The organism is Adhaeribacter arboris, assembly GCF_003023845.1.
Classification (GTDB): Bacteria; Bacteroidota; Bacteroidia; order Cytophagales; family Hymenobacteraceae; genus Adhaeribacter; species Adhaeribacter arboris.
This window is the reverse complement of sequence record NZ_PYFT01000001.1, coordinates 5058480-5083385: the sequence shown is the minus strand read 5'-3', so window position 1 is coordinate 5083385 and position 24906 is coordinate 5058480. Positions and strand designations below refer to the sequence as shown.

At 43.4% G+C, this 24906-nt stretch carries 21 protein-coding genes; 8 read left to right on the top strand and 13 right to left on the bottom strand.

Annotated features, from left to right (window positions below; translation table 11 throughout):
- The first annotated feature begins 52 nt into the window (after positions 1-52).
- The 3 genes from AHMF7605_RS30605 to AHMF7605_RS20665 all read left to right on the top strand — a co-directional run bounded on the left by AHMF7605_RS30605 (position 53) and on the right by AHMF7605_RS20665 (position 2595).
- Entirely contained in the window at positions 53-154 is a 102-nt protein-coding gene (locus AHMF7605_RS30605) for a PQQ-dependent sugar dehydrogenase (RefSeq protein WP_146153632.1), read from the top strand.
- A 26-nt stretch (positions 155-180) separates the two neighbouring features.
- Entirely contained in the window at positions 181-957 is a 777-nt protein-coding gene (locus tag AHMF7605_RS20670) for a DUF2490 domain-containing protein (protein WP_106931921.1), read from the top strand.
- Positions 958-1449: 492 nt separating this feature from the next.
- The gene (locus AHMF7605_RS20665; protein WP_106931920.1) at positions 1450-2595 is read left to right on the top strand and encodes an AI-2E family transporter; all 1146 of its coding nucleotides are present in this window, start codon (positions 1450-1452) and stop codon (positions 2593-2595) included.
- Between the two features lie 323 nt (positions 2596-2918).
- Here AHMF7605_RS20665 and AHMF7605_RS20660 read toward each other — a convergent pair whose 3' ends face one another.
- The 8 genes from AHMF7605_RS20660 to AHMF7605_RS20625 form a co-directional block, all read right to left on the bottom strand.
- The gene (locus tag AHMF7605_RS20660) at positions 2919-4181 is read right to left on the bottom strand and encodes an asparagine synthetase B (RefSeq protein WP_106931919.1); all 1263 of its coding nucleotides are present in this window, start codon (positions 4179-4181) and stop codon (positions 2919-2921) included.
- A 126-nt stretch (positions 4182-4307) separates the two neighbouring features.
- Positions 4308-4703 (bottom strand): TfoX/Sxy family protein, encoded by a 396-nt coding sequence (locus AHMF7605_RS20655; RefSeq protein ID WP_199200276.1) that lies wholly within the window; start codon positions 4701-4703, stop codon positions 4308-4310.
- A gap of 183 nt (positions 4704-4886) precedes the next feature.
- Positions 4887-5588: a LytR/AlgR family response regulator transcription factor gene (locus AHMF7605_RS20650; RefSeq protein ID WP_106931918.1), complete on the bottom strand. Its 702-nt coding sequence runs from the start codon at positions 5586-5588 to the stop codon at positions 4887-4889.
- Positions 5585-6610 (bottom strand): sensor histidine kinase, encoded by a 1026-nt coding sequence (locus AHMF7605_RS20645; RefSeq protein WP_106931917.1) that lies wholly within the window; start codon positions 6608-6610, stop codon positions 5585-5587. The genes AHMF7605_RS20650 and AHMF7605_RS20645 overlap by 4 nt, the downstream gene beginning before the upstream one ends.
- Before the next feature lie 5 nt (positions 6611-6615).
- The gene (locus AHMF7605_RS20640; RefSeq protein ID WP_106931916.1) at positions 6616-7845 is read right to left on the bottom strand and encodes an acyltransferase family protein; all 1230 of its coding nucleotides are present in this window, start codon (positions 7843-7845) and stop codon (positions 6616-6618) included.
- Between the two features lie 505 nt (positions 7846-8350).
- Entirely contained in the window at positions 8351-9244 is an 894-nt protein-coding gene (locus AHMF7605_RS20635) for an alpha/beta hydrolase family protein (protein ID WP_106931915.1), read from the bottom strand.
- Between the two features lie 137 nt (positions 9245-9381).
- Positions 9382-9849 (bottom strand): rhodanese-like domain-containing protein, encoded by a 468-nt coding sequence (locus AHMF7605_RS20630; protein ID WP_233219202.1) that lies wholly within the window; start codon positions 9847-9849, stop codon positions 9382-9384.
- A gap of 435 nt (positions 9850-10284) precedes the next feature.
- Complete coding sequence (locus tag AHMF7605_RS20625; RefSeq protein ID WP_106931914.1) at positions 10285-10632, bottom strand: SH3 domain-containing protein; 348 nt, start codon at positions 10630-10632, stop codon at positions 10285-10287.
- A gap of 100 nt (positions 10633-10732) precedes the next feature.
- On the opposite strand from AHMF7605_RS20625, the gene pdxR reads away from it, so the two are divergent.
- On the top strand, positions 10733-12235 hold the full coding sequence (pdxR, locus tag AHMF7605_RS20620; protein ID WP_106931913.1) for a MocR-like pyridoxine biosynthesis transcription factor PdxR: 1503 nt from the start codon (positions 10733-10735) through the stop codon (positions 12233-12235).
- Positions 12236-12358: 123 nt separating this feature from the next.
- On the opposite strand, the gene AHMF7605_RS20615 is transcribed toward pdxR, so the two are convergent.
- Both AHMF7605_RS20615 and AHMF7605_RS20605 read right to left on the bottom strand, forming a co-directional pair.
- Positions 12359-13447: a T9SS type A sorting domain-containing protein gene (locus AHMF7605_RS20615; RefSeq protein ID WP_146153631.1), complete on the bottom strand. Its 1089-nt coding sequence runs from the start codon at positions 13445-13447 to the stop codon at positions 12359-12361.
- A 248-nt stretch (positions 13448-13695) separates the two neighbouring features.
- A complete protein-coding gene (locus AHMF7605_RS20605; protein ID WP_146153630.1) occupies positions 13696-14424 on the bottom strand; it encodes a hypothetical protein in 729 nt (242 codons plus the stop codon).
- 780 nt (positions 14425-15204) lie between these two features.
- On the opposite strand from AHMF7605_RS20605, the gene AHMF7605_RS20600 reads away from it, so the two are divergent.
- Complete coding sequence (locus AHMF7605_RS20600; protein ID WP_106931909.1) at positions 15205-17016, top strand: tetratricopeptide repeat protein; 1812 nt, start codon at positions 15205-15207, stop codon at positions 17014-17016.
- Positions 17017-17196: 180 nt separating this feature from the next.
- On the opposite strand, the gene AHMF7605_RS20595 is transcribed toward AHMF7605_RS20600, so the two are convergent.
- A complete protein-coding gene (locus AHMF7605_RS20595; protein ID WP_233219201.1) occupies positions 17197-18816 on the bottom strand; it encodes a serine hydrolase domain-containing protein in 1620 nt (539 codons plus the stop codon).
- Positions 18817-19514: 698 nt separating this feature from the next.
- Here AHMF7605_RS20595 and AHMF7605_RS20590 point away from each other — a divergent pair.
- Positions 19515-20303: a ferritin-like domain-containing protein gene (locus AHMF7605_RS20590; protein ID WP_106931908.1), complete on the top strand. Its 789-nt coding sequence runs from the start codon at positions 19515-19517 to the stop codon at positions 20301-20303.
- A gap of 18 nt (positions 20304-20321) precedes the next feature.
- A complete protein-coding gene (locus tag AHMF7605_RS20585) occupies positions 20322-21176 on the top strand; it encodes a ferritin-like domain-containing protein (RefSeq protein ID WP_106931907.1) in 855 nt (284 codons plus the stop codon).
- A 190-nt stretch (positions 21177-21366) separates the two neighbouring features.
- Here AHMF7605_RS20585 and AHMF7605_RS20580 read toward each other — a convergent pair whose 3' ends face one another.
- Both AHMF7605_RS20580 and AHMF7605_RS20575 read right to left on the bottom strand, forming a co-directional pair.
- Entirely contained in the window at positions 21367-23604 is a 2238-nt protein-coding gene (locus tag AHMF7605_RS20580; RefSeq protein ID WP_106931906.1) for an ATP-binding protein, read from the bottom strand.
- A gap of 208 nt (positions 23605-23812) precedes the next feature.
- Positions 23813-24196 carry a response regulator gene (locus tag AHMF7605_RS20575; protein ID WP_106931905.1) on the bottom strand — a complete coding sequence of 128 codons (384 nt, stop codon included), beginning with the start codon at positions 24194-24196 and terminating at the stop codon, positions 23813-23815.
- Between the two features lie 290 nt (positions 24197-24486).
- On the opposite strand from AHMF7605_RS20575, the gene AHMF7605_RS20570 reads away from it, so the two are divergent.
- On the top strand, positions 24487-24672 hold the full coding sequence (locus tag AHMF7605_RS20570) for a hypothetical protein (RefSeq protein ID WP_146153629.1): 186 nt from the start codon (positions 24487-24489) through the stop codon (positions 24670-24672).
- The last annotated feature ends 234 nt before the right edge of the window (positions 24673-24906 follow it).

Here is a 24906-nt window from a genome sequence, read left to right as displayed (position 1 = left end):
GGCATTAACTATATAAGACAGGAAAAAGATTTTTGCCTGAAATTCAGTTCTGATGCGGATAATATTGGCGGTACACGACCAACCGGCAGGAATTACCGTATTGCCAGATGGCACTTTATTAGTAACCGAAAATTTCCGAAATACTACCGGGTAACCTTTAACAAACCGTATACTTTTATTTTGAACTATACATTCCTGCTTATCGCCTTTTTTATTTTGTTAACCAGACCAGTTTTTAGTCAGGAGGGCCGGCTAAAGGATAATAATTCCCTTGGCTGGTACGTATACGAGGGCGATCATCAGGTAAGTAAACGGTGGGAACTGCACACAGAATACCAATGGCGCCGGGTGAAATTTATTAAAAACTGGCAGCAATCTTTAGCCCGGATTGGGGCTGCCTACCAGGTTTTGCCGGAAATTAAAGTAGGGGGTGGTTATACTTCTTTTATCACCTTCCCGTACGGTGATTTTCCCACCGCCGATACGGGCGAGCCTTACCCGGAACGACGGCTCCACGAAGACTTACAAATAAAGGATACCATCCGAAATATCTTCTTACAACACCGGTTCCGGCTGGAGCAACGCTGGATTGGCCAGTTACAGGAAAATACCGGTAAAACCGTAACTCGTTGGGAATATCAGAATCGCATTCGTTACCAGGTAGCCGCTATAATACCATTAAAAGGTACTACCCTGGAAAACCAGGAATGGTACCTAAATTTTTTCGATGAGTTATTTATAGGTTTTGGTAAAAATGTAGGCCAGAATATTTTTAATCAGAATCGAATTTCCGGCGGTACTGGCTACCAGTTCACCGACAATTTTCAACTTGAATTAAACTACTTGTACCAGATTACCCAACACGCCGCGCCAGATCCTAATTCAGGCAAACCGGTTTTTGAGTACAATCAAGGTTTCCGGTTAGGAATAGCTTATAATCTGGATTTTGTGAAATAACGGAGAAGTTAATGGTACTTCCAATTTACCAAGTCGTAGTTTAAGATAATATACGCGGTTAATCTATGGAGCCTTTGCCAGTCTCCAAGCAGCGGTGCTATCTTGTTTGATGAGTACCCTATTTGCCTCGTGGCCGACGGGCCTCGTTTGCCCCCTCCGCCTCTCCTCCCCTAACAACAGGGGAGGAGAGGCAGCTGTTACCTTTTCCTCCTGCCCCGGAATGCCTGCGGCACCGGCACCTTAGAAGGCCCTCCATCGCCAAACGGGTATCAGTTTCAAGTAATAACTTGTTTCTATCTATCATTGAAATGAATTGAATTACCAAACACTTCTAGTTTTTATCACTTGACTTCTTGATATAAATCTTAGGTTTACAGGTAGTTGTTAAAAATAAAGCAGCTAAGTATATGAATTTACGTTAAAGTAAAACGGAGTGAAATACCTCAAAAATCCAGGAAAAATTTAAAATAATATTTATAAATAAGCGCCTTTATGAGAAGTATGCCGGTTACCGTGCGACGGTCGATAGAACTAATGGGACTGTTCTTTTTGGTTTGGATATTGGTTCTGGGCAAAAAAATAATTGCGCCGTTGCTCATGGCTTTTTTCCTTAGTATGGTTCTATTGCCGGTTTACCGCTTTTTCCTGAAAAAACGCGTACCCGAAGTATTGTCCATTACCATCAGCGTTTTGGTGCTGGTTATTGTATTTGGGCTTATCACCTGGTTTTTTTCTTCGCAAATCAGCAACCTGTTAACTGATTTGCCGGTTATCCGGGATAATATCAATAATCACCTTTCTGCTTTGAGTGCTTGGCTAAATGCTAAAACCCATTTTTCCCCGGATGAACAGGTAAAATTTATTAACCAGCAAAGTAACCGCTTAGTAAGTTATGCGGGCACCATGCTCCAGGGAGCGGTTAATTCTATCACTTCGGTTTTACTTTTCTTCGCGCTATTGCCCCTTTATATTTTTTTAATTCTTTATTATAAAAACCTGCTGTTGCGGTTTGTATTCTTATGGTTCCCGAAAGAAAATAACGAACACGTAAAAGAGGTAATGGCCGAAACAGAAATAATTATTAAAAGTTACCTGATCGGTCTCCTGATTCAGATTTCGTACATGACGGTGCTGGTAGGGGGTACCTTATTGCTGATAGGAATTAAACACGCTTTACTGATTGGAGTGCTATTCGCCTTTTTAAATTTAATTCCTTATGTCGGCGCCTTAATCGGCAACATTATCGGGGTATTGCTAACCTTAGCCTCTTCGCAGGATTTGTGGCCTATTTTTACCGTTCTTATTACCATCGCGGGTGCGCAGTTTCTGGACAATAACATATTAATGCCCCGGATTGTAGGAGCGAAAGTTAAAATCAATGCCCTGGCTACTTTAGTGGGCGTTTTTACCGGCGGAGCCATAGCCGGAATAGCCGGCATGTTTTTGTCTTTGCCCTTAATTGCTATTTTAAAAGTTGTGTTTGATAGAACCGAAAATATGAACCAGTGGGGGGTATTGTTCGGTGATGAGCGGCCGAAAGAAAGTCCGATCCATAATACTGTCCTGCGGGAGCAAAATGAAGAAATTAAAAGAAGGCTGGAAGAAGAAAATGAAATAGAACAACCGCAAAGCAGCTAAAAAAGCAGTACGATTTACATTACTACTATCTGCAAACTAACTGTTTATTCTGATTCACTATTCAGAATAAACAGTTAGTTAAGAGAAACTGACACCAGTTTAGCTATGGAGGGCCTTCTAAGGTTCTGATCCCGACAGGTGTCGGGATTCCGACGTGAGGAGAAAAGGAAGCTTAGACCCGCCCGGAAGAGCTAAACGAGGCCCGCCGGCCAGAGGCAAACAGGTCACCGTTTAAACTACATCAGCACCGCTGCTTAGAGACTGGCAAAGGCTCCAAAGACTAACCTTTAAAAGTAAAAATTTAAAAACAGAGGTAAAACCTACTAGGTTTTAGGTTTCTTCTTTTTAGCCGCCGGAAAGAGAATATTATTTAAAATAAGGCGATAACCGGGAGAATTGGGATGTAGTGCTAAATCCGTTGGATCTTCGCCGGGCATGTGCTGGTAATCTTCGGGGTCGTGGCCGCCGTAAAAAGTCCAGGTGCCTTTGGCTACGGTACCGTGCATGTAACGCACTTCGTTGGCCACTTTATTTTCGCCCATTAGTATCACCTCCGACTTAATATATTGCTTTTTAAAAGCCGTGGTTTGGCCCATAAAACCTTTAATTACTTTTTCGTGGTTTTGGGTGAGCATCGTCGGAATCTGGTCCCATTTAGCCGAAAAGGTAAACAGCGTAAAAAAGTCATTATCCTGATACACATTCCGTTCGCGGCGCTGGTTGTCAATACTCGAAAATTCGCCGTCGTAGGGGCTGGAGACAACAGTAAAATCTTTAAAAGCAAAAGTTTTCGAGAAATTCAGTTTTTGCTGCGCTTGGGGGTCTACCCCATCGCCATCAAATAGGGCATCTACCATATCTATCCCATCCGCCGCCAAGGCAATATCGTAGGTATCGGTAGCCGAGCACATGGCAAACATAAACCCACCACCCGCCACAAAAGCTTTTATTTTTTGCACTACCGCTAGTTTCATTTGCGGCACCTTGGCAAAGTTATATCTCTTAGCTAAAGCTTCCGACTCTTGTTTCTGCGCCTGAAACCAATCCTGGTTCCATTGCCATCGCCCCGATTTTCCGTATTGGCCGGTAAAATCTTCGTGGTGCAGGTGCAGCCAGTCGTATTGGAGTAATTTTTCTTCTAATACTTCTTCGTCGAAAAGCATATCGTAGGGTATTTCGGCGTAGGTGAGCACCAGCATCACGGCATCGTCCCAGGGTTGTTTTATTTTGGGGGAGTAAATAGCAATTTTGGGCGCTTTTTCCAGTTTTATCACGTCCATATTAGCATCGGGAGCGGCAATTTGAGCAACAATCCGGTTGTACTGCGCATCCGAAATTACTTCGTAAGAAACCCCGCGTATCCGCAGTTCGTTTTCTAAATCCGGGGCGTGCTGGAAACCAAAACTACCGCCCCGGTAATTCAGGAGCCAATCTACTTCCTGCTGGTGCTGTAAAACCCAGTAAGCTACACCATAAGCTTTCAGGTGGTCTTTCTGGGTTTCGTCCATCACAACGAGTACCCGGGAAGCAAAAGAGGGCAACCACACCAATAAGAAAAATAGCAAAATAAGGGTAAAACGTTTCATCATAGCGGTTGGCAACACGTTTGAATAAATATAAAAAACCAGGGCGGATTCAGCAAGCTTTTGACGTACAAAAACTTAGTTCTTAAGCAATTGTAACGTAAATCTGCTTTCCGGGTCTAAATAGAATCAGAAAAAAGAAAAGAAAAATAAAAAACCCGGATACCCGCGGAAAACTATTTTTTGCTTCTTTTTTTTGAAGATTTGGCTTTGTCGTTTTAGGCTAAGGTCAGGTTCAGCCAGTAATCGGAAGCGGGTTTGAGTCTTCAAACCCGCTTCCGCCACGTAAACAAAACCTTTGTAAGGGCGTCCTCTCATTTCTACCGGGCGCGTATAATTGTTTTCTAAAGCCGCCTCGTGCAGTTCCGGGTTAAGGCGGTACATTAATTCGTCGCCGCTTACACGCACGCACATTTTATCATTCACCATAAAAGTTACGCCCCGAAACATTTTCTTTTCTTCTAGCTTAGGCACTTCTACCAAAGCCCGCCGGACTCTATCGGCTAATTGTTCGTTGTAAGGCATAAAAGTGGAGGATGCGGCTAAATTTTATACACCTTTATAAGCAAATTTCGGTTGTACATATTTTTTAAGCGCTCCTAAAATGTATAAAATAATTCTTCTCATTGGTATATTAGAATCAGAATAGTCGCAATGGAGGAACCGAAAAACAACAAGCTAAACTTATGAGGAAAGCACTTAAAACTTTTATTTCTTCAGAAAACGGTTTTTCAAAATTTTCTCCATAACCTGCTCTCTTAAATTACGGGAAACAGGAGCAGTAAATTGCTGGATGCCCAAGGTATTGCCTGCAATGGTTTTAATTTTGTTCATGTTCACCACAAAGGATTTATGTGTTTGCAGAAAATTATCAACGGGTAAATTTTCCAAAAGATGTTTAAGAGTAGTATGGGTAATTATTTTGGAGCCAGCAGTTTGTATAATCACGTAATTTTCCAGAGCTTCCAGAAAAAGAATATCCTCAAAAAAGACTTTTTCCAGCTTATTATTACTTTTCACAAAAATAAAATCAGCGGTCGGAGTTTTAGCGTTTGCTACTAAATCGTGCGCTTTGTTGACGGCTTTCAGGAACCGTTCGAAGGAAATAGGTTTGAGCAGGTAATCGATTATATTTAAATCGTAGCCTTTAAGGGCGTATTGTTCGTAAGCAGTCGTAAAAATTACTTTGGGCGGCTGCGGCAGGTTTTGCAACAACTCAATTCCCGATAAATAAGGCATTTCAATGTCCAGAAATAGTAAATGTACTTCTTTCGATTTGAGCAGATTGTTTAATTCAATGGCACTGCTGCACACGCCAACTAATGCCAGAAAATCAATTTTATCTACGTAGCCTTGCAAGCCTTTGCGGGCCATAGGCTCGTCGTCGGTAATAACGCAGCGAATTTTCATAGAGGTAGCGCTAGACTGGCCTGGTAACTTGCGAGAGTTTTTTCCAGTTTTAAACTGTGTTGCCTGGGGTACAGCATATTTAAGCGGCGTTGTAAATTTTCTAAACCAATGCCTCCGTCTTTAGGTGATTTTACCATATTTGCCGGCACAGCATTTTCTACCCGGAAGAAAAGCTGGTGGTCTTGCAGTTGCGCCGCTATTTTAATCCAGTAATTGCCGCCTACGTATTTAAAAGCATTTTCTACCAAGGGCAACAGCAACATGGGGTAAATGGGCTGTTCGTTTAACTGCGAGTCAAAACAAACCTCCAGCTGCAAATGCGCATTCATCCGGGCTTTTTGTAAGTCGATGTAGGTTTGCAAATAACTTAGTTCGCGGCTAATGGGTACGGTCTGATTTTGGCCGTACAATTGATACCGCAATAATTCCGAAAATTTTTCCACCGTTTTTTTAGCCGCTTCCACGTCTTCATCCATCTGAAAATAAATGGTATTAAGCGCGTTAAATAAAAAATGCGGATGATACTGGGCCTTTAAAAATTTAAGTTCGGTCTGGAGCTGGTCTTTTTCAATTTGCTCTAACTTTATCTTCTGCTGAACAAAAGCCTGCAAATACCGGTTACCCCGCACAATGGCAAAATACAGCAACAGGTACAAACCGGGAATAATGTTCCCGATTACCACGTCCTGAATTTGCAAGCCATTGTCGGTTACAGCCATAAAAGGGATTAAAAATACATTTAACAGAACCAGACAAGAAATAAATACGGTGGCAAATTCTTTTAAAATTACCCTAGAGTTGATAGCTCGGTTGGTATCGGAGCTAAACTTCTGAATAAGGTAATTAAGCTGAAACTGCATGATGTAACCAAAACCTACCACAAAAACTATTTCCAGGGCAGTAGTTTGCCAGGGCCGTTCCCAAAACTTCTCGCCGGCTACGGTATCGTTCACCAGCCGGATGCTGGCGTAGATGAGCAAGCCAAAAAAAGCCGGAAAGAAATAATTAAATTTTTTGTTCATGCTGCTTATACCAGGGGGGCGCTTGGCGTTAGTTTTTCGGGTATTATTAGCTTTTTATCTAAAGTTTCTGCCGGCTCTTTCTTTGCTGCTTTTGGTTTCATCCCGAACAAAAACCGGGTGAGTACAAACTCTTTTATGAACAAATGAAACAGCAACATGGATACCGCAAACGTTACCAATACCGTGAAAAGATACTTCATTACTATGGTATCGGAGGTTTGCACCACATAATATACAATAATAACAATTATTGTTTGGTGCAGAATGTAAAAAGGATAAACCGCCTGGTTGATATAGTTTATTGCCGGGTGAAATTTATTTAAATAGCGTTTACCGTAGCCAATGGCGGCAAAAACCCAGAACCAGGCATTTAAGGGGTAAATAGCCAGGTAAATATACGTTCGCCAGTTGGTTTGATAGTCCGGGATTAAAGTTTGCAGTTCCATACTGTTCCAGCGAAAGTAATTTAAAAGTACAATCGCTAAAAAAGCCAGAGTTAAAGAAAACCGGCGGTTCCGTTCCAGGCTGTCCATTAAGGCCGGACTGGCAATGCAAAAATACCCACCCAACAGAAAGCACAACCAGTACAGGAAAAAGCAATAATCATGAAATAAGTCGTTGGTTTGGTCGTATTTTAAAACCATGCTACTGAATACAATTACTCCCGGCAACATCAGCCAATAAATTCTTTTTCCTTTCGCTAACAGGCTTACTCTTTGTAAAAAAGCTTTTCCCCGCTTCTGTTTCAACCAAACAAAAAGTGGCACTAATAGCACGTCGTACACAAACAAATAAGCAATAAACCATAAGTGGTGCCAGCTAAAATTGCCTTTTGGATAGGGTTCAAAATTAAAAATGGAAGGATAAAAATCGAAAAAATTGCCTTTAAAGCCTTGGGTTAACCGCTCCAGGTAAACTTGCGGGGGCACTATCACCAACATGCCAAACAGTAACGGAATAAATAATCTTCTTAAACGCAGCAACACAAAAGCGCCGCCAGTCCGGTTTTTCATCATGAAAAAAGTAACGGTACCGGAGATAAAAAACAACAGCGGCATTCTAAACCGGCTGAGCCAAAAGTTAAATTCCAGCAGCAGGTTACTCGTTTCTTTGTTTTTAAGGTGCCAGACTTCTTCCGGTACAAAAGGCATTGCCGCATGAAAAAACAGCACGCCCACAATAGCCAAGATGCGTAACCAGTCGAGGTAAGATTGACGGGGATAATTCGTTTCCATAGTTTCTTTTTCCGGTAATAATGCCCTTAAAAGATTTGCCGCTCAACTTTTTTTGACGAATGGTAGGGAGGAAGTGGTAAAAGGTACTTTTTGGATTGTTGCTGGATTTTTTTTAGTGTGTCATTAGAGCTTGGTTACATCTTCCGGCCTAAGTAATTAAGTGAAGCCAGTCCCTTCTTTGTAGGCAGGGTCATTAAGCTCTAAAAATCATTGCTGGCGCGAGCGTCTTCGCTCGCGTCTAACGTGGTAGGCCTCCGGCCGGGCGAAATGATTGTCTTTTGCACGAAACTATATAACTATTCTAACCGGCCAGAAGCCGGACGATGACCAACACGAGCGTGGACACGCGCATTATACCAACTTTCATCAGGAGAACTTAACAGCCCTAGCCTGTCAGAGGGAGGAAAATATTACAGCATTTGAATAATTTTTCTGCTAGTAATGGGAAACAGCACTGGAACACTAAAGATTTGTTCGCGTGGTATATAAGCTAGAATAAAACTAATTACTTAGCTATTTGGGTGAGCCATTGAAAGCGGTCGGTGGCGGCGGCTTGGTTAAAAGTGTGTTTTGTGTCGTAGTATTTAACTTGTTTGGGCTCGGGAGTGGCTTCGATGTATTCCCGGGATTGTTTAGCGGTTACAAATTCGTCTTGTTTGGCAATTTGGTGGTATATTTTCGCCTTCGATTTCTGGAGGTAAACCTCCGGCTCCATTTGGGAGAGTTTTTGTACTACCTGATTAAATAATGCCGGGTCTTTTTCTTTATCTTTTTTCCAGAAACCGAGTTCGTCTTCCTGCATCGACCGCGAAATATTCGGGAGGCCAGCCATTAATATGGCCGCTTTTATGCGTGGTTCAACGCCCACCAGTAAACCGCCGAGGGTAGCACCGTAACTGTGTCCGACGTAATATACTTTTTGTGGGTTTACCTCAGGGCGTTTCTCAAGATAATCAATCGACCGGCTAGTTGCCCAGATGCTGTGAACGATAAAATCGGGGTAATCTTCAAAAAATTTGCTTCTTTCCTTAAACCCCTGCCATTGCCAAGGGCCATCAATAGAAATGCAAACAAAGCCGTGTTGGGAGAATTTAATCGCTTCCGGGATAAACTCATCGCCTTGTCCCGGCCAGGGTTGAAATATAATTAAAGGGTACTTGCCTTTTTTCAGGGGGGTAGTAATTACCGCCGAAGCGTTGTAGCGCTTGTTCACAGCAAATTCAACTTGCTGCACCCTTACCGCAGTTGCGGTGCTGTCTTTTATTACCCGCAGGTTTAATGGATACTTCGCATCGAAACGCAAGGAATCGGCATAATTAAAATTCTGGCTCCGGGCCGAGGGTAAAAACAGGAAGCTGAACACCAGTATTCCGGCAAGTTTCAAAAGACGGCATTTCATATTTTAACTCGTGGTTCCTTCCCAAAATAAACAATAATTTCCGCTTTTAAAACTTACCGGAACCTTGCCAAATTTCAAGTAATCTTGAGCACGGTAAACGCTTGCTTATCCATTCTGCTACTGGTGTATCCGGCAACTTACTCGCAGCCGCAGGCAATGGGGTTGGTAGACTCCGGGCCACTTTCGACGGGGTAGCCATCGCGTTTCCACCAATCTAAACCGCCCATCATTTCTTTCGCTTTAAAACCAAGAGATACCAGTTTAGCGGCGCCTTTCGTAGAAGCATTGCAACCAATGCCATCGCAGTACACGACCATAATTTTTTCGCGGGGCAACAAGGCAGTGGTTTCCAGATTCATTTCTTTGTGCGGGAGGTTGAGCGCGCCGGGCACATGTTCTAAGGCAAAGCTTTCCCGCGACCGGGCATCGATTACCACAAAATCTTCCACGCCGTCTTGCAGATCGTTAAACACATCCGAAGGGTCTGATTCAAAACATAATTTATTGTAAAAGAAAGCAAGAGCCGCTGGCATTTCGCCCGACAGGTATTGAGTAACGCGACCGCGGCGAGAAACGGTGCTTTTAGGTAAAGTATTTGTTTCCATAATTGGTTTCTGATTTTTCTGAGTTGTTGGAGAAACTGTTTCGCGTTTTAAGATTTAAAATATGGAAGGAGAATCACTTGTTAGTACTGTAATATTTTATACTTGAGTAAGCTTTATTAATCTCCAATTGCTCAATTTTTGATTATTTTTCTATCCCTGCTAAAGAACAAGGCAGCTGAATTCTTCAGAATTTATACTGGCGCGAGGTTCCAGCCTCGTGTCTGACTATTGGGTAGGCCTCTGGCCGGGCAGACCGAAAGACGCTTTGATAAAAGCAATTCAGTTAAATATCTACCGGCCAGAGGCCGGACGATTCTTCTCCCGAGCAAGACGCTCGCGCTAGAAATAATTTAACAGCTTTGCCTTTTTATTAAGGCTCCAGGCGAAAACTTTTTCTTGGTTACCTTAACCTGTTCTCGCCGGGAGCTTTCTTTTTTAATTTTTCTTACTTATTTGTTCGGTTGGTGCCACCGGCAGGTCTTCGTCGCTATTCTTATTTCTCTGGCGGCTTTTTTTAGTGGTTATGTTCCAGCGCTCCACGTAACCGGACTGGCCATTTACCTTTACAATAATCCAACGATCATCAAACTTGCGCACCATTTTAATAGGATCGCTTAGTTTTAACACTTGTAGAACTTCGGCCTGGTAAGCGGGTTGTTTATAGACCTTGGCATTTTCGTTTCTAACGTAGATGGTGGGTACTTTCGGGGCGATAGGGGCCTCTTGCGCTATAAGCCAACTGGCTCTTAGCGAAACTAGAATAATCAATACTAGCTTTTTCATTGTCTTAATTTTTTGAGTTTTTATTTATTTTCCACCAAAACTATGTTTAAATTGGCCTCGTCGTAAGCACCAAATTAATAAAAAGTGATAGGGCCAATTTATGAGCAAAATAGCACACCAGATTTCGTTGGCAGGAATAAAAGTTAACCGGAATAGTCACCCGCCCATGCACCAGCAGCTTTACGAAAGCATTCGGCAGGCTATTTTGGAAGGTCGGTTAAAAGCCGGCGAAAGAATGCCCGCCAGTCGCGTTTTTTGCGAAGAATTGGGTATTAGCCGGAATATTGTTTTACTGGCTTTTGAGCAATTAACCTTAGAAGGGTATTTAGTAGGGCGCACCGGTTCCGGCACCTTCGTGGCAAGCACTTTGCCGGACACGCTGCTGCTCACTAAACTACAGGAAACCCGCCCCAACTTAAATAAGCTAAAAGAAAGCTTCACCACCCGGGTAGCCGATTTGCCTTTGGCCGAAGACCTGGTCCGGCGTAACAGCGTAAAAGAAGAAATTAAACCTTTTCAGAATGCGGTACCTTCCTTCGAAGATTTTCCGTTTGCCATCTGGTCGAAAATTGCGGGCAAGGTGCTCCGGTATTTTAATTTGGCGCATTTAGGTTACGGCGATGCGGCCGGTTATTTACCGCTCCGACAAGCCATTGCCCAGTATTTACGCATCCATCGGGCGGTAAACTGCGCGGCCGAGCAAATTATAATTGTAAATGGGGCGCAACAAGGCTTAAACTTAATTGCTCAGTTATTACTGCCCCGGGGAGCCGAGTTCTGGCACGAAGATCCGGGTTATCATGGCGCTACGGCCGCTCTGACCAATGCCGGTGGTAAATGCTGCCCCATTCCCGTTACGCCGCCCGATGGCCTGGATTTGAAATACGCTAAAGAAAATTTTCCGCGGGCAAAAATGGCGTATTTAACCCCGTCGCACCAATATCCGGCGGGCGGTACCATGCCGGTTTGCAAACGTCTGGAACTACTCGATTGGGCCACTAAAAACCAGATGTGGCTGATTGAAGATGATTACGATAGTGAATTTAGATATACCGGTAAACCATTGGCCTCGCTCCAGGGACTGGATAAAGGCGAACGGGTTATTTATTTAGGCACTTTTAGTAAAGTTTTATTTCCGGCTTTGCGCATTGCTTACCTGGTTTTACCTACCATCGCCCTGACCAACCAATTCCGGTATCATAAATCTATGCTCGACCGCCAGCACCCGCTTTTAGAACAGCTTATTTTAACGGATTTTATTCAAGAAGGTCATTTTACCCGGCACTTACGGAAAATGCGGGTATTGTACAAAAAAAGGCAGGATGCGCTGCTCCACTGCTTGCGCGAATACGCGCCGCAGTTACGAGTTTCGGATATGAACGAATCCGGGATGCACAGTTTGGTTTGGTTGCCGGAGCATTTATCCGATAAAGTTGTTTCGCAGCTACTCTTGCAGGCAGGGATTATTGCACCGCCTTTATCCGATTATACCATTACCCACGTTAAAGGCCCGGCGTTGATTCTGGGTTACTCGGCTTTTACCGAAGAACAAATTGAAAAAGGCATCCGGAAATTTGCCCAAATAATTAATAGCCTGGATTAAAGAAACGCTCGGGAGAATAAAACTTTAAAGGAAATTTTAGATGAACTAAAAAGTAAGAAATTACCTAAACTAAAAGGCCGTACCAAATGGTACGGCCTTTTAGTTTAGGTAAGTCGCCGGCTGCTAGTAACCGCTTTTCACCAGCTTCAGGGTAAACCGTTGCTGGCCTTGTACCACTTCTACCAAATACATGCCCGAACGGTAAGGTCGGCCGAGTTCAATTACTTGAGTGGCGGCTACGTTAGTTCGGGTTTCCATTACCTGGCCTTTCGCATCGATTACCCGGAGGATTAAGCTCTCTTTACTGCCTCCCTGCGGTACTAAGGTAAAATATTCTGGCGCGGGATTACCCAGTACCTGGATGGTTAATGGCTCTGGCTGCTCTTCTACCATAACCACTGTTTCGGGAGAAGCTACCCGTTTGTTATTTTTACCGGGGCAATCACCCAAATAATCGCCGTGGTTTAAATGACTAGCTACGTCTTTTTTGCTGATGCACAAAGTATTCCGTTTGCCTTTGTTGTCTTTGTGACACACTTCTACTTTGTCGTTCTTCGGTCCGCAGCGCACGTCAATTACTTTCACGTATTTAAAGGCTATAGTAGTACAACCTTTGGCATCGGTAATCACTACTTTGTAGGTACAACTGCTGCCGGTACCTACCTTGATGGATTGCGTAGTGGCACCAGTGGACCATTTGTATTTGTACGGAGCCGTGCCACCCAGAACGCTCACTTTTAAAGTCAGGGAACTCGCCGGGTCGTAACCCTTATACACCGTGTTTTCCTCTACTCCCTTACAGTTTGCTTTCGCATCGGCAATGTAAGCGAGCAGCGGTTTGTTCACCGTTACCGTACTCTGGCAAGTGCTTTCATTGCCGGATTTATCTTTTACTTTCCAGGTGATGGTGCTGGTACCGGGGTTTAACTTGCCGCTGGCATTATAGCCCGTGCCGCTGCGTTTGGTGGCTCCGGTAATGGTATAACTAATACTTTCTACTAAATCCGGATTACTGGCTTTTAACTCGGGCAAGGTATACTGGCAATCAAAGCGGTAGCATTGCACGGGGATGGTTGGGCAGGTAAGTTCGACCTTCTCTTCTGGATTAACCGTCAAAGTAGCTGCCTCAGAAGTAACCTCATCACAAAGTCCACTCACAATAACCCGGTATTGGTTGCCAGTGAGGTTAGCCGGCGCATTGGTGATTGCCAAGGTAGCGGTAGTTACACCACTGTACGGAGCGGTATTGCTCAGATTAACAAAGCCGGAACCCTCGTTTACCTGCCACTGGTAACCCGTAGTATAACTCGCCGTAACGCTGAAGCTGGCATTGGAACCCGCATCGATTGTTGTATTACCTGGCTGTTCGGAAATGGTGGGGGCGGGAAAGGTTAGACTAACCAGGCCGTTTTGTTGCTGGCCACCCCCAACGGTTCCGGGTGTAATAACGGAGCTACTGGCTAAAAGACTGACAAAAGAGTACCCCCCTTCCCCAATTCCGCTACCTCCACTTTTGGAATCGCCGCCTCGGCCACCGCCGTAGCCGCCCCCCCACCGCCGCGGGATTGCGAAGTAGCACCTACCGCTCCTCCACCCCCAAAACCCATCCCTCCGGCAGCTCCCCCACCTATTGGCTGCCCACCCGGACTTATTGCCGTTAAACTAGCCTGAGCGCCCCCGTCGCCCCGAGGACCGGTTCCAGTACCCGCACCACCAGCACTACCCAGACCGCCGCCGCCGCCCGAACCGCCTTGGTAATCATTATTAGGATCAGCCGTACCACCTATTCCACCGGTACTAGGTCCCAATCCCTGACCGCCTCCACCTAATAAATTGGTAAAGGTACTACCCCCACCACCGGCACCAGCTGCCACTAAAAGTTCCCGGGTGTTGTTGCGTGTTAGAACAATGGCCGATCCGCCCCCGCCTCCACTAGAATAATCAGCATTGATTTGACCAACCTGGCCTACAATAAAGGTCAATTGATCGCCGCTTTGAAGGGTAAAAGTCGCCTCTACCCGGGCTCCATTCCCTCCCGCAATTCCACCATCCGCCCCTTGGGTGATGGTGCTAATCTGAAAGGGACCGCCCGCGGGCAAGGTAACAGAATAAAGGCCCGGAGTTGCATATTGGCACTGCGCCTTGCCCGTGATTTGAATCAATAAACTGATAACCAGTAGTAAGAGCACTTGTAAAAAGGGCTTATTTTTGAGGTACAGTCTTTTTTTTGCTACACTACTTCTAATAGAAGGTAGCCAAGAGAGAGATAAAAGTTTCTTCATTTTAATGTTAGATTAGTACATATTAAATTTATAAGGTGGCAAATAGGAAAACACCACTTTTTAGTGATGAACTTTCTGGTTCTGGCTTTTCTCTAGAGAGAGTGACCAGGGATTAATAGTAAGTAAGCATATAAAAATGGCTAGCTTCCCTTACACTTGCATAGTAGGTAGGCTGCTGCCGGTACAAGCAGAATAGATCAACGACTAATAGCCGGAAGCAGATGAGTCAGCCTGACCTTGTGGGTAGTTAAAAGCCGAGTGAGTACAAATCAGATTCATAATATACAGCGCAAAGGGTTTAAGGATTGAGATATAATAATAAGCCGTTACTTTAAGCCAGATCTCCTGCAATTAGAAGATTAAAGGGTATCTCATTAACAGGTATTGAGGCTGCTTTCATTTACCCCAACCTCAACTCTGTTAATCTCTGTTAATCGTAACACCCATGTTAAATCAGATGGTAGTACCGGGACACTACTTGTACCTTTTATGCAGAGCAAAATACAAGTAAAAAATAGAAAGAACCTATTTTACCCGTAGGACAAAAATGGGACAAATTCAAAAAGGCTTTGCTAGCAGATTTAAAGGGGTTTTAGCGGGTTTATCTTAAAATTTAACAAGAAAGTTAAATACATAATGTCTGCTTACTTCTGGTTTTTACTTATATTAACCGGTGAGTTTTAGCGTATGAACCAACTATTTATCAGGTATTTAGACCGAATTTTGGTAGTGATACTCGTCCTGCTGGTTCCTCTATTCGCCGCTGGGCAAACCCGTTTTCTGACCCAAGTTCCCCCGGCGCAAAGGTTACCCCGGCTCTGGCAATATTGCTCGGAACACTCCATTTCAGACTGGGACTCTACGGCTAGTCACCAATTCTTAAATGCGGTAACCACTACCGCCGATAGCCTCGACGACGAAAAATTAAAAAGTTACGCGCAATATTTCCGGATTTGTTACCGCCTGCTTTTCTCCAACCGGTACCAACAATATTATCCACCCGGCGATTACCAAAGGCCAATGGCCATATTTTTAAAAGCCCAAGCCTGGGCCTTGAAAAATAATAACCCCGATATAGCCGCCGCCTGTGAGCATTACATCGGGCAGGTATACTTCCAAAATGCCCAGTATGGTCTTGCTTTCGACCACTTACTCCAATCCGACGCGGCTTTCCGGCGAATTGGCTACCCGAATGTGCCGGCGATCGCTATTTACTTGTCCAACCTAGGCCTGAACTATTACCGCTTCGAAGAGTACGATAAAGCCCTGGCTTACTTTCTGGCGGCAGCCCGGTATCCGTTTTACTTTCCCCGGATAGAACTCAGTACCCTTAATTCCATCGGTTTAATTTACGCGCGCACAACAAACTGGGAAAAAGCCATCTCTTTTTACCGCCGTACTATTAAAAAAGCGCAGATTTATAAAGATGTGGCTTGGTTAGGTATTGCTTCGGGTAATTTGGGAAATGTTTTTCTCACCACCGGACAAAACGATTCTGCTCTTTTTTATCACCGTAAAAATTACAAAATAAACGCGGCGGCTCCACTTGCGCCGGAAGATGCGGCCAAATCGGCTTTGGCTGTAGCCCGGGTATTTATCCGGCAGCAGCAAACCGACAGTGCGCAGTTTTACCTGCAAGCGAGCCAACCCCTGGCGCGGGAAAGCATTACTGACCCGGCAGATCGTTTGGAATTTAATCGGCGGCGGCTCGGCGTACTAAAAGAACTTTGCCAAAAAAACGGATTATACCAAAAAGCTCTTTTATTTTCCGATTCGCTGGCCATTACAGAAGACAGCTTGCAGCAACTGCTGGATGCCAAAATACTCAGTCGGTCCATGAACAAAGCTGAAGCCGTGCGGTACGGGGCGGAGCTTAAATTATTGCAAGCGCAGAAAAACTTAAGCCGCTGGCAATTTTCCGTAATAATTGTTGCTTTACTTTTGATTATCGTGGTAATTGGTTGGCTTTTTAACCGCTACCGGATGCGGCAAAGGCGGCAGGCAGAGTTGGCCGAAAAAGAAAATAAGTTATTAGCCACAGAGAAAAAGCTGGCCGAAGAAAAATGGCAGCACGCCGAAAACTTACTGGTTGCTTATATCAGCACTTTAAAAGATAAAGCCCACCTGATTAATGACTTAACGGCAGAACTGCACCATCTCAGAGAAAATAGCCGCCAGACTGATTTATCCTCTATGGCTAGCAGGATAGAACAATTAGTATCCACTACTATTTTAACCGAGGAAGACTGGCGGCATTTTCGTCAGTTATTTGACCAAACCTATCCCGGCTTTATTTTTCGGTTAAAAGAGAAAATGCCTGATCTTTCGCCGGCAGAAACGCGATTTCTGATTTTAACCAAGCTTCAACTGTCATCTCGTGACATGGCCCACATGCTAGGTCTCTCCGTAGGTGCCATTCGCAAAGCCCGTTACCGGCTACGAAAGAAATTTAATTTGGAAGAAGAAGTCACTCTCGACACGTTAATCCAACAAGTATAGCTACCTGTAGGGCATTACTTGTGGACACACATCACTCGGTTAAAAATAATTTAGCATTCTACTAACTGGAGAAAACGGAAAAAAAGTTGGTAGGTAGCCGGATTGCTATACTACCCTTAAAAACATCTTTCTTCCATAAAACCGGCACTTTTAACCGCCATAAAAAATAAAGATTGCGTATTACCCAATCATCTGTCCCACTAATATTGGTTGTTCTTTTTTCCGGCTTGGTACTTTAGCACTAACGCTGTCCTTAAACTCCAACCGTACCGAATTATTTTCGAAATTACAGGTGATGGTTTCGGAGTGAGGCGTTTGGTTGAAAACCCAGGTTAGGATAAAAGTATTCGGGGAAGTCCAGGTACCGAAAGCCGCTATTTTTTCTTTGGGCACCGGTTCTTTTTTCTCCATCGCCACAAACGCTGGCGGATTGCCGGGAACCCGGGTTTCGCCTTGCACCCAATTGTTCAATCCGCACACAATCCGGTGAGTTTCTTTGGTATCTTTTAATTCCACGGTACAGGCATTTTTTGCGAACGTAAAAGCTACGGTTTCCACGTGGAGCGGATTATCCTGCACCCGGAAAGTTTTACCCGAAATAGTGGCGCTAAGCGGCGAAGCAGCGCTAATTTTAGCTGGCAACAAGGTAAGCGCAGCTAATTTTTGTTTTAATTCGGTTTGAGCTTTTTTATCGGTCGGCAATGCCGCAGGTTTTAGATTCGGGAATAGGATATCCCACACCTGCGTCAGAATAGCTTGCATGTCGTGGGTTTCGCTGGTAATGGCTATTACCGTGTTTTGCTCCGGCATTACCAAACAATACTGCCCCATAGCGCCATCGCCGCGGTACGTGTTATGCTGGCTGCGCCAGAATTGGTAACCATAACCTTGATTCCAGTCGTGTACGGGCGTGGTACTCGCCGCATTCGGAACCTGGTATTTCGTCGCTTCTTCTACCCAGGCGGCCGGTATAATTTGTTTATTGTTCCACTGGCCTTTTTGCAGGTACAACTGGCCAAATTTAGCAATATCTTCGGTCCGGATGCGCAAGCCAAAACCACCCGCATTTATTCCATCGGGGCTGCTCTCCCAATCGGCGCCTTCAATGCCCAGTGGCTGAAATAATCGCGGGGTTAAATAATCCAGCACGGTTTGGCCGGTAACTTTTTGCAAAATGGCCGATAACATGTAAGTAGCCCCGGTATTATACAAGAAATACGTACCCGGCTCCCGCTCTACCGGCAACGACAAAAATTTACGCGTCCAACCACCGGATTTTTCCTGTAACAAAGGCGGTATGGTATCCTTTTCGTGGCCGGTAGTCATGGTGAGTAAGTCCTTCACGCGCATGGCGGCCAGGTTCGGGCTAACTTCCGCGGGTTGGTCATCGGGGAAGAAAGAAATTACTTTGTCGCTTACTTTACATTTACCCTCCGCTACAGCCAAGCCAATGGCCGTAGAAGTAAAGCTTTTACTTAACGAGAACAGCGTATGCTTTAACCCGGGCGCGTACGGCGCCCACCAACCTTCGGCTACGACCTGCCCGTTGCGTACCACCATTAAACTGTGTAAACCCAGGTTCTTTTCTTCCACGGCCTTTATAAAAGCTAAAATAGCCGTTGAAGAAAGGCCTTGCTGTTCCGGCGTGCTGCGAGGCAACCCACTTGTTTTTAAGGTAGACGCCCGCAAAGGGTTGGGTAACCAGGCCATAAGACTAAGGCCGGCAGTTCCAGCACTTATTTGTTTTAAAAAATCTCTCCGGTTTACGCGCATAAAAGGTAGAATTTGCGGGTTTATCATTCAGGTGGAAAAGTAAAACAAAGCAGACCTTCGCGATTAAGTTGAAACCGGGACCGCCTTTTTTAACGGAGTAATTTGTTACTTTAGATTGTAAAATCCAAATTGGATTTACCTCTGTGCGCAACCGAGCACGTGTATAAAAAGTTATTGGCCTTTATTTACTGGTTTTGGCTTACCAATCCTGAGGGTGGGAAAGATGAAATTTTGGTAAGTAAAAACTTAAGATTAAAGGGATAGAAAATGTACGAAATCTATCTCCTTGTAAACCATATAAAAAGCTCTTAAGAAAGTGGTCAAGACTCTTAATACTGGCGCCTTTTTACTTATTAACTATCATTTAAATCAGAACATCAAAACTCATTATTTAGGAGTGTGTTCAACCTTCCAAATCCACTATTTACTTAAAACGCATGGTAATAAATACATATTTTGGCAGCGTATAAATACGGAAAAATCATATTAAAAATTTTAGGTATTTTTTACTAGTCTGCCTAAAACAGCTTTCAAACGCTGTATTCACGCATTTACCTCTAATGACCAATTCAACTAATAATAAAAAGTACAAATTACCTAAAACCGTTTAGCACTTTACTTTCGTAAGTATCCTACAATCAAAAAGTACGCTTTAAGGCCTTAACAGATAGTTACTCATTAGCGATTGGAATATAAAGTTTAATCTAAAAGCTTAAAATAAAACTATGTCTAAAAAAATAAATCCGCCGGATAAAAAGTCGGATAATATTATAATTACGTCTTTGCCTTTACAAAGAAGAGCTTTTTTGAAATATGCCGGGGCGGGAGCTGCGTTATCTACGCTTTTACTTTCGGGTTGTAACGACGACGATGATGGTAAATTTAACGGGGTGGTAGATACCCCGCCTACCCCGCCCCCAAACCCTAATACAACTCCCGTTAATTTAGGCTCCGGCGATATAGGTATCTTAAACTATGCGTACGCGCTGGAACAACTAGAAGCTGCTTTTTACGATATGGTGGTAAAACATGCCGCTTTTACTACTACTTTTTCTAATGCTACGGAGCGCTCTGTTTTAACGGATATCCGCGACCACGAAGTAGCCCACCGCGATTTCTTTAAAGCGGTACTCGGCACGAATGCGATTCCGGCTTTAACGCCCGATTTTTCTTTGGTAAACATGACCGACCGGAACGCTATTTTAATGGCGGCTAAAACCTTCGAGGACGTAGGAGTAGGCGCTTATAACGGAGCGGGTAAATTACTAACCGATGCCACTAACCTGGCTTTAGCGGGTAAAATTGTTTCGGTGGAAGCACGCCACGCCGCCGAAATCCGGGAAATGATGAAGCCTAATACTTTTGCGGCCCGCGGCGGCACTCCTAAACCAGGGGAAGATGCTATTATAACCATGATGGGCTTAGACCTGGCCTTAACGCCAACCGAAGTACTAACACTGGCTAAGCCATTTATTAAAAATAGTATTAATGCGAGTAGTTTGCCAACCAGTTAAGTTAATTTAGAATCAGACATGAATATTTTAAATATATTTTCCGAAATAGAAAAAGTAGATCCGGAGGTTTACGAGCGTTTCGACAGCCGCCGCCAGGTTTTTAAATACATGAGTGGTTTTGGCAAGAAACTAGCCGCTGCTGCCGTACCCGTAGCTTTCGGTGCCGTTTTTAATAAAGCCTATGGCCAAACGGGTAATAATGCGGATATTATTGCTATACTAAATTTTGCTTTAACCGCCGAGCTCACCGACTCTACTTATTACGGTAAAGTTTTAGCCGCCAATAGCCCCGATTTACCCGCCGAAGCCAAAGCGGGTTTACAAATTATTTTTGATAATGAGAAGGGACACGTAGCTACTTTACAAAAAGCTATTACAGATTTAGGCGGCACGCCAATTACCATCGACGAGGCCCGGCTGGACTATACGGCCGGCGGTAAAGTACCCGATCCATTTACCAATTATGCTACTATTCTGGCGTTGGGTCAGGCATTTGAAGATACGGGCGTACGCGCCTACAAAGGCCAGGCTCCTAAGCCCGCCCTGATGAATAATAACGCTGTTTTGCAAACGGCCTTGCAAATACACTCGGCGGAGGCGCGTCATGCGGCTTATTTCCGGCGAATGCGCCGGATGAGCCAGAACCAGGAAGCAAACAAACCCTGGATTACCGGCAACAACCGGGGCGGTTTACCAGAATTTGCCCAGGCAGTATACGCCGGCGAAGAAGCTACTACCCAGGCCAACGTAAATATTGCTAGCATCGTAGCCGGTACGGTTGCCTCCGAAGCTTTTGACGAGCCTTTGGAAATGGCCCAGGTAATTGCCATTCTGAATAATTTCTTTAAAGAAGGCCAAAAACTACCCGGTTAAGCATTTAGACCCAGGAACAAGCAAATAAAAGCCAGCTAGGCTGGCTTTTATTTTATCAGTATTTTGTTTTTATGGGAGTAAATTTTTGTATAAATGGAAGCTTTTAAGGTTTGCGAAATCCGGCAAATTTTAATCATGAAAGGCCTAATACATCAAACATTGAATTAATTTCAATAAAATGTGTCCCGCATTAATCGCCTACGGTGCTGAAGCTTACTGTAAACGTAGTGCCTTTATCTAATTCGCTGGTTACTTGTACTTCGCCGCCTAATGCTTCAATTTGCATTTTAGTCAGATACAAGCCTAAGCCCTTGGCTTGTTCGTGGCGGTGGAATGTTTTGTACAGGCCAAAAAGCTTGTTCCCCATCCGGTTTAAATCCATACCTAAGCCATTATCTGTTACCGAGAGGTAAATGTGTTCGTTTTGAAGCCACGATTTTACTTGAATGCACGGTTTTCGATTAGAAGACCGGTACTTTAAAGCGTTCGATAAAAAGTTATGCAGGATACTTTCGGCGTAAATTTTAGGCAGGTAAATAACTGGCGCTTGCAAATTGGTTTGTACCTCAGCATCGGTTTGCTCGATAACAGCCGCTAAATTCTGCGTTTCTTTTTGAATAAGATCCGGCAGGTATATTTCTTCCCACGGCAATTGGTTATCCGTGCGATTCTTTAAAATAATGTTTAAATCGTCGATGGTTTCGGCCATGTTATTGCTCACCAGTTTAATTCGGTCTAGTACCATAATCGCCATTTCCGGATTGGGTTCTTGCTGGTACACCTGGTGCAAGCCATTAATGTTATTTAAAGGCGACTTTAGATTATGCGACATTATTAAAGCAAAATCTTCCAGTTGGTTATTTTTAGCCTGGAGCTTGCCGGCAACAGTATTTAATCCTTTATTTAAGCTTTCCAGTTCCGTGGCCTGGTTTCTTAATTGAATAGCAATAATATCCTTCAGCAAAGTTTGCGTGATTTCCTGTTCGTTTAGCGACCAGGGCAAAGATTTGCCTTGAATTTCTTCTTCCCACTTCTCAAATGACTTTCGTGGGTGCAGGCGTAAATCAATACCCATTTTAGGTTGTTCCGGATTACCGGCCCAAATCCGGGTTTCTTGCATTTCGGGTTTAAAAAACAAGAGGTACTCTTTGTTATACCGCGATATTTCCAGAGCCAATAATCCACTAGCCACGTTTCGGTAGGCAATTGCTTCCGGAAATCTTTTAGATAATTCGCGTGTGCAAAATAGCCGTTCGACCTCATTTGTAGCAAGCCAATTAATTAAATAAAGCATTTGCTCTTCGGTAGGAACCTGGCCGAACGTAGTAAATTTGTTACCTAAAAATAAAGCGGCGCCGGTGCTTTCTGTGATAGCTAATAAGTTTAAATCCTGATGCAGCAATCCCGCCTGAATATCTTTACTCTGGTTTATTTGTTTAATAAGCAGTTCTTCGTTGTGCCGGTACCGGGCCCATTGTTTTACATCCCGTTTTTCCTGAAGTGATAAAATAACATTGGCAAATGTCTTCGTAATTAAATCTCCTACCTGTCGTTGCCAAACGTTTAAATAAACCGACACTACGTTATGACACGAGATTAAGCCCCATAATTTTCCTTTCACTAAAATAGAAAACGAAATGGTAGCCGCTACTCCCATATTTTTTACGTATTCCAGGTGAATTTCGGAAGGATTACGCAGCTCCGATAGTAGAATATTGGTGGGGGTTCCGGTTACGGAATTATGGTACGGGATAATTTCGGCTGCTTCGGCATTTACATCCGGAATTTGGCGGATGTGTTTTTTCAACAAAAGTTCGCGGGCGGGAGCCGGGATATCACTGGCGGGGAAATGATGCCCCAAATAAGCCGGTAAAGATGCATTATGGGCTTCGCCAATTACTTCGGAGTTCCATTCCGGATCAAACTGAATTACTTCAACCCGGTCGTAAGCCAGAGCCTTCGCCATAGTTATAGCCACTATCTCCGCTACATCGGCTAAGTCTTCCATTTGGTTTAACTGCTGACTTAGGAGCGCTACTCTGTTGTTATGCTTTAATTGGTCATTATCCCTCTGATTGGTATAAGGCTCGCATTCCAGAATAATTTTCCCATCAGAAAAGTGAAAGAAACCGAAAAATGGCTGCCCTTGCCACGATATAATCTGCGGTTGGACAAACAATTCCTGGTTTATTATTTCGGTAATAAATCTATATTCCTCCGGAGTAAGTAAGGTTGACAAGAGTCTATTTATTACATTTTCCGGATCATGGCTAAGATAGGCCGAAAGATTATCGCTAACCTGCTCTACCGTATGGGTAGCTTTATCTATCACCAGTAAAAAACCGTGCGGTTGAATGCGACCAATAATATGAATAGGTTCTGTATCGCAATTGGTAAGATCAACAAGGTAATTTTTGTAATTTTTCATGCGGCCGGGTGGATAGCCTTAAAGGGATTATAGTTGTGCCTAAAGAAAAGGGTATACGCTACTTTTCTTTTGTCAGACATTCTTTCCGAATAAAAAATCTTCTTTGAAAGAAATGAGACAACTTTCTTAACCGAAAATTTATATTTAGCCAAGCTGTACAATTGTAATGGTTCTACTCTTACAAAATCCTGGGAAAGAGAAGTAATTTTTAAATCATAATGGTGCTTAAATTTTCACCTATGAGTGGTTTTATGAGATAGACGGCTACTGAATAGTTTTTTGCTCTTTCTACATCCTGCTGATTAAAGGAAGAAGTTAATAAAACTATTTTTATTGGCAGCTTACTCAATTCCGAATGCTGTAAGGCTTCTAAGAATTCAAAGCCGTCCATCACGGGCATTTTAATGTCTAGAAAAATTAAATCCGGATAGGTTTCTTGACTATTAATGTTGTTTAGTACCGCTAAGGCCTCTTCTCCATTAGAAGCCGTTACAATTTGTTTACTAACTTTCTTCTTGGTCAATATTCTTTCCACCAAAAAACGGGCAACCAGGTCATCATCTACTATTAAAACTTTATTTAGTTGTTCCATTTTATTGGTTAAAAGGCGCCTGTTTCATAATCTTTCGGACAAATTATAACTTAAATCAAACCTGATGCTTTATCATTATTCAACTTAATAAGTATAAATACTTACATCACTTGGTGCTTATACGTATATTTTTTAAAATAAACGTCTTATCTAGCTACTTTACCAAAAAAACAGGTCAATAATTATTTTTATACGCATTAATCCTGTAAAATCCGTATTTGTACCATTCTTAGATATTTAAACTAACCGTACACATGAAGTGTATGAATAAATTAACCTGCTATTTAATAATGAATCTGGAAACAACGCAGCTAAACAGAAAAGACGTAATAGCTTCTTTTTTTGCGGTGAATGAGCAACTAGAAAATGGAGCAAGTTTAGATATACTAGTTAAATTACTCGCTGTACAAACCAGGCTCTTAAAAAGACTTGTGATTTTGGATAAAGAGCTTATTTTAGCCATTCACTCCCTCTAGTTGCAGCTTGTATATTATGGCCCATAATAGCTTTATCTGCTGTTAAGCCTTTCCTCCTATAATTTCCGCATAACTTTCTTCTGCCTCTGGTTCAACTCCCGAGCATAATTTCTCCGGAATTCTGCGGGATAATAAAAGTATTCAGCGGGTAAAATAATATATTGCGTACACGGATAAATACTCACTTGGCTTTGAGCAGCATTTATTAGCTAAAAATTTAAAAGCTTGAAAACT